Below are 13,115 nucleotides of genomic sequence, written 5' to 3'. Positions count from 1 at the left end.
AAGACTAAGACTAGTTATGAACGAGTTTGAGCTGATTGAGCGTATATTCTCACAGATGCAGGCCACGCATGCGCCATTAACGGGTATCGAAAAAGGTATCGGTGATGACGCGGCTGTGATGGCATTGCCAGCAAGATCACGCTTGGTTAGCTGCATTGATACATTGGTTCAGGGACGTCACTTTCATGCTGACTTTGCACAAGTAGATAAGCTTGCGTTTGAAATTGGTTATAAAGCTGTCGCGGTTAATGTTTCAGACATTGCAGCGATGGGCGCGACGCCGCATAGTATTTTGCTAGCGTTGGCATTGCCTGAGCGTCTAGCGAATCATGAATGGCTCACGACATTTGCCAAAGGCCTATTCCATGCTTGCCAGCTGTTTGGCGTTACATTGATCGGCGGAGATACCACCCGTAGCGAGCAATTGGTGCTGAGTGTCAGTGCGCAGGGATTGCTTGCCACAGGGACGCCCGCGGTCTATCGCTCAGGTGCTAAGGTGGGCGATAAAGTCTATGTATCAGGTACTGTCGGTGATGCTGCCTATGCTCTCAAGCACCCCGATAGCCCTATTGGTCAGCAGCTGGCGCACCGACTGCATATGCCTACGCCGCGCATTGCCTTAGGTGCCGCCTTGGCACAAGCTGGCGCGACCTCGATGATCGATATCTCTGACGGTCTTTATCAAGATCTTGGACATATCTGTCAGCAAAGCTCAGTCAGTATGCGTATTCATTTAGATCAATTACCGAGTAGCGAGTCACTAGCCACGGTAGAGTTATCTGAGCGTTTGTTATGTCAATTAGCGGGTGGCGATGACTACGAATTGGCATTTACCTTGCCTGCACATATTGAACCACCTACTTCTAATACGCCTGTCACTTGTATTGGAGAAGTCGTTGCGCTCGCAGATTCTATTGCGACAGATGCCAAATCGCCTAATCACTCACGTCTTGAACTGTTTTATCAAAATCAGCCAGTCACACCGACTCAATCTGCCCCCTTCTCTACGTGGCCTAATCTCACCGGTTATCAACATTTCACAGGCTAATCCATGACTGATCAACACTTATCTAAGCCTGATATTCGACAAGCAAATGACTGCCCGCCTCTACCAATCGGTGCCAGTATGCTTGACCGCATGGTTTATTGGCTCGGACTAGGTTTGGGCAGCGGCCTACCTCGACGCGCGCCCGGTACGTGGGGCACGGTTGGTGGTCTGATTGTGGGTGTGCCACTGATGAGCTTGGGTTTCGTTCCTTTTTTAATCTTGACGATTTTGTCGTGTTTGGTTGGTGTTTGGATTTGCGGGCGTACGTCTGAGTTGATGCAGGTACACGATGATCCGCATATTGTGTGGGATGAATGGGCTGGCATGTGGATTACCCTATTGCCGTTATCTTATATATTATCATATGTATTTCCTACGTCTGAAAATACCTTGTCGATAATGATGCTGCCGATGTTTTGGGGCTGGCTACCGACTGCTTTTATCCTATTTCGCGTATTTGATATTTTAAAGCCACCACCGATTGGTTGGGCAGACAAAAAGGTTGCGGGCGGCCTTGGCGTCATGTTGGATGACATTATTGCAGGGATTATGGCAGCAGTGATTTGGTCGATTATTTACATCATGGTGATGATGTTTATGTCTTTTTAATATTATTCCGCGGAAATCATTACTTCGGTTTAGCCATCTTACGTATTTGATTTTGCTTGCTTAAGTTTTTGGTATTCAAGTTACAAAGCTTGCACGTCATAATTTTTTTTGTGCAAGTTTTTACGCTATAATTCAACATTATATTTTGTTACATTTGAGGCTTATTATGACATCTCCTCTTTCTGTGATTATTTTAGCGGCCGGTAAAGGCACACGTATGCAGTCGGCAAAGCCGAAGGTTTTGCAGACGCTAGCTGGTAAGTCATTATTGGCCCACGTATTAGATACTTGCAATCAGCTCACTGTTGATGAAACCATCATTGTCCATGGTTTTGGCGGTGATCAGGTAAAGTCAGAGATTACCAACCAATATACACAGTCGTCGTTTACTTGGGTTGCTCAAACTGAGCAGTTAGGAACAGGTCATGCGGTCAAAGTGACACTGTCTGATTTACCGAAATCAGGGAAAAGTCTCATTCTGTATGGTGATGTGCCATTGGTCAGCTGCCAGACATTAGCTGCTTTAAAAGCTGCCAATACTGATGGTATGTCTATGCTGACGTTGACTGTCGATAATCCGTTCGGGTTGGGTCGTATCAAACGTGACCAAAACGGCAACATTGAAGCCATCGTTGAGCAAAAAGATGCCAGTGCTGACGAGCAAAATATTAGAGAGATCAACAGTGGTATCTACTGCGTAGACAACGCCCTACTGCATAAGTATTTGCCAGAGCTCTCTAACAATAACGCGCAACAAGAATATTACCTCACTGACATCGTCAAAATGGCCGTCGCTGATGGTATTACGATTGCGGCGATTGAGCCTGAGCATACGTTTGAGATTGAAGGGGTTAATAACCGCCAACAACTCGCAAGCCTAGAGCGCACGTGGCAACGCAAGGTAGTCGCCGACCTACAAGAAGCGGGCGTTCAATTTGCCGATCCCACGCGCGTGGATATTCGCGGGTCGTTGAGTGCCGGACAAGATGTGTTTATTGACGTCAACGTGGTCTTTGAAGGCGACTGCACTTTAGGCGACAATGTCTATATTGAAGCAGGCTGCGTCATCAAAAATGCCCAGATAGGCAATGCTTGTTATATTAAGCCTTACTGTGTGATTGATCGCGCTGACATCGGAGCTGGTGTCGACATAGGACCTTTTGCACACCTGCGTCCTGATACGATATTGTCTGACAACAGCAAAGTCGGTAACTTTGTCGAGATTAAGAAATCAACAATCGGTCAAGGCAGTAAAGTAAATCACCTAAGCTATGTTGGTGATGCGACTGTCGGCACAGGCGTCAATGTCGGTGCAGGTGTCATTACTTGTAATTACGATGGTGTCAACAAGTCGCAGACTATCATTGGAGACAATGCCTTTATTGGTTCCAATGCAAGCCTAGTCGCGCCAGTAACCATCGGAGACACGGCTACCATCGCTGCAGGCTCTGTCATTACCAAAGACGTTGATAGTAGTGCTTTAGCATTTGGCCGAGCTCGTCAGGTACAAAAAAATGACTTTCAACGACCGACTAAAAAATAACTGGTTTATCGAAAGTTTGATCAATTGCCGTCATTCTTGAGTAAACCTAAGCAGTACGGCAAACTTGGTGGTACTGCTTCATCATACTTTTGAGCTAATAACTGAGCATTGGTAGCTAACGACACTTACTAGTCTTGTACCATCATATATTGAATTATTAAAAAACAAATTTAAGGAAAAGCCATGTGTGGAATCGTTGGCGCAGTTGCTGAACGCAATATTGCGAATATCTTGCTTGAAGGTCTTAAGCGTCTAGAATATCGGGGCTACGATTCGGCTGGTTTAACCGTCATTCGTGATGGTGAGCTACATCGTGAGCGTCAAGTGGGCAAGGTTCAAGCCTTGGTCGATGCGGTTGAAGCCAGTACCGATTTTTTTGATGGGCATATTGGTATCGCTCATACTCGCTGGGCCACGCATGGCGAACCTGCACAGCGCAATGCACATCCGCACGTATCTGGTAAGATTGCCGTCGTTCACAATGGTATCGTCGAAAACTACGCTGAACTCAAAAAAGAGCTCATCGCTAAAGGCTACGAGTTTACCTCACAGACCGACACCGAAGTGGTGGCGCATCTGATTCATGACATTTATGAGCAAACCAATGATTTGCTAGAAGCGGTACGCGCAGTGATTCCTAAGCTGCATGGTGCATTTGCTTTAGGCATCATTCACGTGGACACACCAGATGAGCTGGTCGCGGTACGTTTAGGCTCGCCTTTAGTCATCGGTGTTGGTATTGGTGAAAATTTTATCGCCTCAGATCAGCTGGCACTACTGCCAGTCACCAACCGCTTTATGTACCTAGAAGAAGGCGATATTGCCAAATTGACCCGTGACAGTATTAAAGTCTATGTCGATGGCGAGGAAGTCAGCCGCGAAGTGCATGAAATCGATGCCAAGCAGCATAATGCTGACAAAGGCGAGTTCAAGCACTATATGCTCAAAGAAATCTATGAGCAGCCAGATGCAGTCGCGCGTACGCTTGAGATGGCGATTGATAACCGCCAAGCATCAGCCCTGCGTGATGACTTTTTAGCACGCAATGAAGCGCAATTATCAGGCGTACAGCATGTACAGATCATCGCTTGCGGCACTAGCTATCATGCGGGGATGGTTGCTAAATATTGGTTTGAGAGCTTGATGCGCCTATCCTGCTCTGTTGAGGTTGCTAGTGAATTCCGCTATCGCAATCCTGTAGTACTCGACAACTCGCTGGTGATTTGTATCTCTCAGTCTGGTGAAACAGCCGATACCTTATCAGCCCTGCGTGAGATCAAAAAACAAAATCCAGCAGGACTGGTTAGTCTAGCACTATGTAACGTGCCTACCTCATCCTTGGTTCGCGAGACAGACATATTCTTGCCGACCCTTGCAGGTCCTGAGATTGGTGTAGCATCGACCAAAGCTTTTACCACCCAGCTGGTCGCACTCATGCTATTGGTCTTAAAAACAGGCGCAGTACAGCAGCGTATCGACAGCGCAAACCTAAGCACCTTACTTGGCGAGCTACAAAAGCTGCCCGGTCAACTCTATGCCAGCTTGCACCTTGATGCTCCGATCAAAGCGATGGCGGAGCACTTTGAAGATAAGAAAAGCTGCTTATTTTTAGGGCGCGGTCTACAGTTCCCTATCGCTCTAGAAGGCGCATTGAAGCTCAAAGAAATCTCTTATATCCACGCTGAAGGCTACGCCGCAGGTGAGCTCAAACACGGTCCGCTAGCGCTTGTTGACAAAGACATGCCAATCGTCGTGCTGGCACCCAAAGACAGTATGCTCGATAAGCTCAAAGCCAACATGCAAGAAGTACATGCTCGTCACGGCGAGCTGTTCGTCTTTGCCAGTGAAGATAGTCACATCAATGCTGAAGACCGCCTACATGTAGTATATGTTAAAGCAGTTTGCGAGACGCTTGCCCCTATCGTCTACAGCGTACCCATACAGCTACTGTCTTACCATGTGGCCGTGATGCGCGGTACTGATGTCGATCAGCCACGCAATCTTGCCAAATCAGTGACGGTTGAGTAATATAAGTTATTGATTTTATTATAATTGTGGGCGAGTAATAAAGTATCATACTAAGTAATAAAGATTCATACTGAGTAATAAAGTATCATACTGTTGACTCCGCTATTACCCCCTGCTAAAGTTTATATAACTTTAGCAGGGGTTTTTTATGCTTTCAAAAAAACAAGAAAAGTGGCTTAAAGAAGGTAGAGGTCAGGGGGAGTTTGCCGAGTACAAACCTTGGATAAAAATATCTGATATATCGTCGTCAGGTCGATCCCATAGGGTTTTCGGTCACAAAACAAGACGTACTCACCATTTAATGTCTGATTTAGAGCTAGCAACATTTCTATTTCTTGAATGGAGTCAAGAAATAATAGATATTCGAGAGCAATTTCCTCTTAAATTTGATGAAACCCTTCAGATTGCAGAGAATATGCAAGTAAAGCATCCTGCTATTAGAGGCAATACTCATGTTATGACATCAGACTTTTATGTTGTGAGCTCTGATAAAGAGCTTAGCCAATTTGTTTTGCAGGCAAAATATTCAAAAGATCTAATGAAGCCTAGAACTCTAGAGAAGCTAGAGATAGAGCGTCGATACTGGCACTCTAAAGGTATTTCGTGGCAGATAATCACTGAAAAAGACATACCTATAGCCGTTCAAAATAACATTAAATGGCTATATCCAGAAACTACTCTAAATAGGTCAGTTGATACTCAAGACAGTCTGAATTTTTACGCTAAGGAATTTACCAAATATCCTGAAAAAAGCATTATCGCTGTATGCAAAGATATTGATACTGCATATTTCAGTGAGGTAGGTAGTTCGCTTAATGAGTTGAGAACGCTATTAGGGCTGAGGTTCTTCACATTCGACCTTCGCATAGACTTCAGAAAGCTAAAGTGTAGCGACATTCAAATAAGTAACTCTCATTATTGGGACTTGATGACTGAGGAGCTTGGATATGTTGCGAATCAATGATGTATATAGTAATCAAGGTTCAACGTATAGAATACTAAGCCTTTTACCAGAGCAAGTTGTTTGGATTGAGATTGATCGTACATCCGCATTGCCTGAACTTGTACTTATTAAGGATCTAGTAAATCTGATTGAAGAGGGTGTGTGTTATATCACTGACGACCCTCATCAGAGTTTACTGTTACAAACTCCAAAAGATGGCAGTAAAGCTCAGTTAAAACGAGATGAGAGTTATGAGCTTATCAAACCTATTGTAAATCACCCTTTATATTACCTTCCAGAGGAACGTGCAAAGTTCATTAATGAGATTGTTGACTCTAAAAGAAGTACAAAGCAGACGCTATATCGGTTGCTTCGTAGGTATTGGCAAAAAGGCCAAGTACCTAATGCTCTACTTCCGAACTATAAGAATTCTGGAGCGAAAGGGAAAAAGCGTATTGCTAAAGATAAAGAGCTAGGTAGGCCTAGGCTTTATAAGGAGGGGGTTACTGCCGTTATTAATGAAGATGTAGAAAGGCTCTTCTCAATTACTATAAATAAGTACTTATTAAACGATAGCAAGCATACAGTCGTCTATGCTTACCGAAAGTTTAAAACAATGTATCGCTCTTTAAATCCAGATGTTAAAGAAGAGGACTTTCCTAGTATCTGGCAGTTTAAATACTTTTATAACAAGAACTTTACTTCCGTTCAAAAACTCAAAGCCAGATATAATAAAATCAGTTATAACAAAGATGTGAGACAGTTAAGCTCGACTGTTAACACTCAAGTTCTTGGTCCTGGTTCACGCTATGAGATCGACGCTACTATTGCAGATATTTATCTAGTGTCTGATTCAGATAGACAGAGTATTGTAGGTCGTCCAGTTATTTACTTCGTTACAGATGTGTTTAGCCGCATGGTAGCAGGTTTTTATATTGGATTTGAAAACCCTTCCTATGCCACGAGTATTCAAGCCTTAGAGATGGCGGTAACGGATAAACAAGGTTACTGTAAAAATAATGGTATTAATATCACAGCTGATGATTGGCCATGTATAGGCTTACCAGATGCAATCCTAGCAGATCGTGGAGAGTTACTAGGTCATCAGATTGAGACCTTGGAAAAAAGCTTTTCAGTTCGAATAGAGAATACACCTCCTTATCGTGGTGATTTGAAGCCTATTGTAGAGCGTTACTTTAAAACGTTTCAGGCAAAGTTTAAACCATTTGCGCCAGGAATAGTCACAGGGGTTAAAGAAAAGAAAAAAGGTGGCAAAGACTATCGACTAGATGCTGCTTTGACAATTTCAGATTTCAAAAAAATTATTATTAATTCAGTTTTGATGCATAACAATGCTTATCAGTTAAGTCACTATGATAGAGATAGTGATATGCCGTCTGACTTACCTTTAGTTCCTATTGAATTATGGAATTGGGGACTACAACATCGAACAGGTAGGCTTCGTGCTGTCTCAACGGATGCTTTATACATAGCGCTATTACCTCGAAAAAAAGCCACCATTTCAGATTTAGGTATCAAGCTTTTTGGTAATTACTATATTTGTGCTGAAATAAGAGAAAAAGGCTGGCTTCATCGGAAAAACACAATCAATAGACCTAAGTCGATTAAAGTTGCTTACGATCCTTTAGATGCGAATACAATTTTTATCTTTTATGAACAAGATAGCCTCAATTATTGGAAAGCTCATTTATCCGATAGATCAAGAGAGTTTAAAGGTTGTAGTTTTTGGGAGGTGTGGCAAATACAAGAAGAGCAGAAAAAAACAGCTGCTAATCAAGAGCTTAAAAGTAGTTTCGCATTAGAAACCTTTGAGCGAGAAAATGAAAAGATCATAAAAGAAGCTGTGAAGGCTAAACCAACAGCATTTAAAAGTAAGGCAGCTCAGTTAGCTAATATCAATGATAACAAAAGGTTGGCTAAAGATGAGGAGCGACGGGACAGGCAAAGAAGTAAGTTTAAAAAAGGTGAGTTAATTCAACTACCTACGACCAAAAAAAGCACGAGAAGTCAAAGTGAACTGGATGATGAAGAGCTAGCGCTTAAGTTCCCAGTTTATCATGATATTTTATCTGAAGATGACTGATTGCAGAATGTTGGAGACAGTAATGATTAATGCAGTTTATAAAGAAAGCTTTGGTTCTTACAAAGGGAACCCCTTTATTGAGGCACTGCCTGACATTCTAGAACCAGAACAAGTGGTCAAAAAACTTAAAGGTAGTATAAAGCTCAATCATTCTGACTGTCAGGCTTCCTCTTCTATTAGAGCACATTTGATATCTCAAATGATGGGTCTGTTTTTTCAGCCTATCAACCGTCATATTGATCTTGAGAAGAAGTTATCAATAATGATTCGTGAAGGGTATGTTGGACGCAATCCTAAAGACGGCTCTTTAAATACTCATCTTCAAAATGGCTATGAGCGTTTAATGTCTGGTAAGGACGATGTGATTAGGTTTCCTACAGCGACTTCTACAGCACGTAGCTTGGCATTTATAGGCTGCTCAGGTAGTGGTAAAACGACTACCCTTAATAAAATTCTATCGACCTACCCTCAAGTCATTTATCATTCAGACTTGAACTTTACTCAAATTGTCTACCTAAGAGTAGATTGTCCACATGATGGTTCACTTAAAAGCCTATGTCTTCATTTTTTTAGAGCAATCGACCAAGCTTTAGACTCTAATTATGAAAAAAAGTATGCGCTAAAACGACATAGTATTGAAACGTTATTAAATTTGATGCGTCAGATATCTAATCATCATGCTATCGGACTGTTAGTAATAGACGAAATACAGCATCTCAGTGTTAATAAATCTGGCGGTGCTGAGAAAATGTTAAATTTTTTTGTGACGCTAGTAAATACGGTAGGTCTTCCTGTCGTTATGGTTGGAACACCAAAAGCTAGATTTATATTTGAAGGAGACCTAAGATCAGCTCGACGTGGAGCAGGTTTTGGCTCAGTTTTTTGGGAGCAGATGGCACAAGAACCAAATATAGTTTTAGCAGATGGTAAAATATACAAATCTGAATGGAACAGGTTTACGGATAATTTGTGGAAGTATCAATGGTTGAAAAAAGCAGATATTATCTTGTCTGATGATGTAAGAAATCGTTGGTATGATCTATCACAAGGCGTTTTAGATATCGTAGTTAAGCTTTTTGTACTAGCTCAACTCAGAGCCATAGATTCAGGGATAGAGCGTATTACGGTTAAACTACTGCAGACCACTTATGATGAAGACCTAAGACCCATCCATCCTATGATAGAAGCCTTACAATCTGGTAGATCAGATAAAATTGCCGAGTTTTCAGATCTAGTAGTACCAGACATTGATAAAAAGCTATTGCAGCTTCAAAGTAAGCTACATCAAAAGAAGTCTGAGTTCGATGAGGTATCAGAATATCAGGGGTGCGAACTAAGTATTAGATTACATCGTATGTTAGTCGATATGGGGAAAGACTCCCCTGTACTAGTTCCTACAGTTAAAAAGGCAGTTTCTGAGCTACCTGAAGCCTCTATGCCCGAGTTGATATCTATTATTTTAGAATGGTCGAAAGAGGTTAAAGTTGGAAACAGCAATTTAAAAGATGACTCTCAAACGATTAATCGTACAAAGAAATCGAATTATATCAAACCAAAGGATTGGCATACGCTTGATTCTGAAGATTTACGTTATCAGTTCACTCAAAAGGAAAAAGATAATTCATTTTATGAGCACTTAAAAGATTCTACATCGCTAATATTTGATATTAACGACTGGCTACCTAAGGTGAGTTAGTATGATTAATCTTCCTATGCCATACCCTCAAGAATTGATCTATAGCACAGTTGCTAGGTATAAGATTAGAGCTGGATTGATTAGTCCAAAGCAGTTATTAGATGATGTTTTTGAAGATAGAGGAGTAGTTGCAACTGTTGATTTGCCATGCCATTTATCTAAAATAGCGAATCACTATCCTCATAACCGTTTTAATCTGAATTATATTGCATACCAGCATACGCTTTTTCCTTTGTATGCTCCTTTTATCCCTGAATCTAGGCGACAAGAATGTTTGAGATGGATGGCTAATTATTCGCAAGGCGCTATTCACTTAGCAATAGGGAGTAATGCATCAAGACTGCCCTCAGTAAAATATATCCGTTACTGCCCACAATGTTTTAATGAGCAGTTTAAAGATTATGGTGAATGGTATTGGTCACGTATGTGGCAAATTCCAGGCATAACGTGTTGTAGCAAGCATGGAACATTAGCAGATTCTTCAGTTGAATATCGTCCTAACTCCCGTCATGATTTTATTGCCCCTACTCCACATAACTGTAATATAAATCCACAAGGAAGTATCAATGAAGATAATAGGTTTCTCATTTCTAAAATATCTGAGCTTTTATCCTTAGCTGAACAATCTTCTCCGACTTTTGAGCAGTGGACTGCTTTTTATCACGGTTTAGCTCGATCTAGTAACTGTATAAGAGGGTTTAAACATATCGATCATCTTCGTATACTAGAAAAGGTGGAAAACAGATGGTCATTAGAGTTTTTGGAATCGAACAATCTTCATAGACTTAACAGTGAAACAGGTTGGCTTCGCGGTATTTTCCGTAAACATCGTAAATCGTTCAGTTATCTTGAACATATTATCGCTATTAGTTCATTATTGGAGCAAGAATGGACTTTTGAAGAAATAATAATGCAGGTGAAAAGCCAGAAAACCACCCTATCTGGTAAAATTACAAAAGCGAAAAATACCATAAAGCCTGATAGTGAATTGGTAAATTCAAATCGAAACCTATGGTTAGACTTGATTAAAGAAAACCAATCTATCAAAGGTGCTAGAAAAGTTAATAAAGCTCTTTATGCATGGCTATATCGTAACGATAAGACATGGTTTATGAATACAAACAAAAACTACCATCAACGTCACATACCTAAAGGATTCACTGTAGATTGGCAAAAGCGAGATAGCGAGTTTGTGAGGTCTTTGATCAAAATAAACGATCACACATGTTTCGACTTAACATTACCTCGCAAATCAAAAAAGTGGTGGATGAATCAAACTGATTCAGTCTCAATGATTGAGAAAAATCAAGATAAGCTACCTTTAGTCTCAGCATTTTTGGACAGATATAGTGAAGACGTTAGTAACTATCAAATAAGACGGTTAAGCCAGGTATTAATTGATAGTATATCGAACAATCAAACTTTACAGCGCTGGGAGATATTACGACTGGCTAAATTGAGTGATGAGCGAATTACTCCTGAGTCTAGTAGGTTTCTAGAGCATGCATACAGTATTACAAATATGCGAATAAACAAGGTGAGTATATGATCGCTAAAGGTTTCCCTGAAGACTCGAAAATAATGTACGTTGCTAATATTTTCAAGTTTAAACACTTGAAGACATGGAATCTTGAGCTATACGTAACAAGCACTAGGAAAAATCAAATATTACATACTAGACTATCAAATCTACCAGCTCTCGCAAAAAGAAGGGTCATAAACCCTCTAGATGGGCAGTCTCGTAAGGGTGGTTATTCGTTTTTTTTAAGTAATATCTCTACTGCTAATTGGCAAGTAGGTATCGACTCAGAAGGGGGTGGTAACACCTTTGTATTTGACTATATCAGAGCAGATGATTCAACAGTAACGGTCCATATACCTCAGATTGAGTTTGCACGAGTATTATTTTTTCATAATGCCTATCTTGCTCGAAACTGTATTGATCACGGATTACTCAATAGAGATTTTTGGATTCAAGACATGCCAGATGACTCAGTATTGGTAAATGTTTTGCCTATAAGCTCTCTACCTTTAAAAATTTTTGATCATGAAGGCCAAAGACGCTTACTGGCCTGGATACTAATAGACAAGAACGCCCGTTCTTCCTATGAAAGTATTGCAAAAAATTTTATTGAAGAAGTTCAGGAAACTGAAGACAAAAAAACATGGCGCTTTAAATTCAGTCCGCCACGGCTTGATAATATCTCGCTAGAGACTAGAGGCCGGTTGGATAAGGACACTGACAATTACTATATTCATGAAATTCTAGGTATCAGTAATATTTCTTCCTCTTTGCCTAAAAAAGTGCCATTTTATAGTGAGAAATTCAAAGCTGCTACGAGAGGCGGCGGTACAAGTAACGTAGCTAAGCCAAATAGTTCAGTGAGTAGTGATACTATTGATGATCAGCAAGAAGCAGATATTGACACTAAACCGAAAACTATAGAGGTGCCAACAACTTCCTTTAGCTTTGCAACTCCAATAGAAACTCGAAAAGTTGTCAAAAAAAGAGTTCCAGGCGCACAAGGAGCAGAGACTGAAGATTATGAAGAGTTATTAGAACTAGATCTTGGTACAGATGAGGCCATAATTGACGGCACAGCATGCCAAGCGGACTTCTCTGGGCTTGAGGATGACAGCGATGTTTTAGAACTGTATATGCAACGATTTGAAGCCTTTAAGCTACTAATCAAGAGGCTATCAGAACGACCTAAGACTGACTGTATTGAAAAACTACATTTTTTACCTGCTGTTGGGCGCTCTAGGCTACATAGAACGATGGACGGCAATAGACGGTCTTTACTTGAAGTAAGAGTCAAAACCGACACTTCTCAGTTCGTTATTTTAGAGATAGATACTACTGACAACTCTAAGCCACTATCGACCCTAATAATAAAAATCAATGATTTAGATTACTGGGACGATTATATGGATGAGTTTCTGAGCTTAGTCGTTAAAAGATCACTGCGTTGGCCTAAGGCTAGTTATTTAGAAAAGTTTGGTGATGTGTATACTATGAATCATCCTCAAGATATGCTTGAGCTTACTGAAAGTAGTGACGATTTTATACGATGGCAAAAGCGATTGGATACAGTTCTAGGTTTGGCTGAATAATTGCGGATGCTCAATATAAAAAACGAGCAT

The 13,115-nt window shown here is 41.0% G+C and carries 9 protein-coding genes; all 9 read left to right on the top strand.

All coding sequences use genetic code 11. The annotated features are described in order from the left end of the window. Positions 1 to 16: 16 nt before the first annotated feature. The 9 genes from thiL (at position 17) to AC58CZ_RS11155 (ending at position 13,085) form a co-directional block, all read left to right on the top strand. A complete protein-coding gene (gene thiL, locus AC58CZ_RS11195; protein WP_494224508.1) occupies positions 17 to 1,048 on the top strand; it encodes a thiamine-phosphate kinase in 1,032 nt (343 codons plus the stop codon). A 3-nt stretch (positions 1,049 to 1,051) separates the two neighbouring features. Then, positions 1,052 to 1,657 carry a phosphatidylglycerophosphatase A gene (locus tag AC58CZ_RS11190; RefSeq protein WP_494224507.1) on the top strand — a complete coding sequence of 202 codons (606 nt, stop codon included), beginning with the start codon at positions 1,052 to 1,054 and terminating at the stop codon, positions 1,655 to 1,657. Between the two features lie 166 nt (positions 1,658 to 1,823). Further along, complete coding sequence (gene glmU, locus AC58CZ_RS11185) at positions 1,824 to 3,200, top strand: bifunctional UDP-N-acetylglucosamine diphosphorylase/glucosamine-1-phosphate N-acetyltransferase GlmU (protein ID WP_494224506.1); 1,377 nt, start codon at positions 1,824 to 1,826, stop codon at positions 3,198 to 3,200. Between the two features lie 183 nt (positions 3,201 to 3,383). Next, positions 3,384 to 5,228: a glutamine--fructose-6-phosphate transaminase (isomerizing) gene (gene glmS, locus AC58CZ_RS11180; protein WP_494224505.1), complete on the top strand. Its 1,845-nt coding sequence runs from the start codon at positions 3,384 to 3,386 to the stop codon at positions 5,226 to 5,228. 148 nt (positions 5,229 to 5,376) lie between these two features. Next, complete coding sequence (locus tag AC58CZ_RS11175; protein WP_494224504.1) at positions 5,377 to 6,192, top strand: TnsA endonuclease N-terminal domain-containing protein; 816 nt, start codon at positions 5,377 to 5,379, stop codon at positions 6,190 to 6,192. Then, positions 6,176 to 8,275: a TnsB C-terminal domain-containing protein gene (locus tag AC58CZ_RS11170; protein WP_494224503.1), complete on the top strand. Its 2,100-nt coding sequence runs from the start codon at positions 6,176 to 6,178 to the stop codon at positions 8,273 to 8,275. Before AC58CZ_RS11175 ends, AC58CZ_RS11170 begins: the two co-directional genes overlap by 17 nt. Before the next feature lie 22 nt (positions 8,276 to 8,297). Continuing rightward, positions 8,298 to 9,971, top strand: a complete 1,674-nt coding sequence (locus AC58CZ_RS11165) for an AAA family ATPase (RefSeq protein ID WP_494224502.1) — start codon at positions 8,298 to 8,300, stop codon at positions 9,969 to 9,971. Position 9,972: 1 nt separating this feature from the next. Continuing rightward, positions 9,973 to 11,520: a TnsD family Tn7-like transposition protein gene (locus tag AC58CZ_RS11160; RefSeq protein WP_494224501.1), complete on the top strand. Its 1,548-nt coding sequence runs from the start codon at positions 9,973 to 9,975 to the stop codon at positions 11,518 to 11,520. Further along, positions 11,517 to 13,085, top strand: a complete 1,569-nt coding sequence (locus tag AC58CZ_RS11155) for a Tn7-like element transposition protein TnsE (protein ID WP_494224500.1) — start codon at positions 11,517 to 11,519, stop codon at positions 13,083 to 13,085. The genes AC58CZ_RS11160 and AC58CZ_RS11155 overlap by 4 nt, the downstream gene beginning before the upstream one ends. Positions 13,086 to 13,115: the final 30 nt, after the last annotated feature.

It is taken from the genome of Psychrobacter sp. CR212 (assembly GCF_059693765.1).
The sequence above is the reverse complement of the archived record's forward strand: the minus strand, read 5'-3'. Positions and strand labels throughout refer to the sequence as shown.

What these genes read in the sequence shown, in the direction of transcription:
- thiL (WP_494224508.1), top strand. Translation starts at nt 17, where the DNA reads ATGAACGAGTTTGAGCTGATTGAGCGTATATTCTCACAGATGCAGGCC.
- AC58CZ_RS11190 (WP_494224507.1), top strand. Translation starts at nt 1,052, where the DNA reads ATGACTGATCAACACTTATCTAAGCCTGATATTCGACAAGCAAATGAC.
- glmU (WP_494224506.1), top strand. Translation starts at nt 1,824, where the DNA reads ATGACATCTCCTCTTTCTGTGATTATTTTAGCGGCCGGTAAAGGCACA.
- glmS (WP_494224505.1), top strand. Translation starts at nt 3,384, where the DNA reads ATGTGTGGAATCGTTGGCGCAGTTGCTGAACGCAATATTGCGAATATC.
- AC58CZ_RS11175 (WP_494224504.1), top strand. Translation starts at nt 5,377, where the DNA reads ATGCTTTCAAAAAAACAAGAAAAGTGGCTTAAAGAAGGTAGAGGTCAG.
- AC58CZ_RS11170 (WP_494224503.1), top strand. Translation starts at nt 6,176, where the DNA reads ATGTTGCGAATCAATGATGTATATAGTAATCAAGGTTCAACGTATAGA.
- AC58CZ_RS11165 (WP_494224502.1), top strand. Translation starts at nt 8,298, where the DNA reads ATGATTAATGCAGTTTATAAAGAAAGCTTTGGTTCTTACAAAGGGAAC.
- AC58CZ_RS11160 (WP_494224501.1), top strand. Translation starts at nt 9,973, where the DNA reads ATGATTAATCTTCCTATGCCATACCCTCAAGAATTGATCTATAGCACA.
- AC58CZ_RS11155 (WP_494224500.1), top strand. Translation starts at nt 11,517, where the DNA reads ATGATCGCTAAAGGTTTCCCTGAAGACTCGAAAATAATGTACGTTGCT.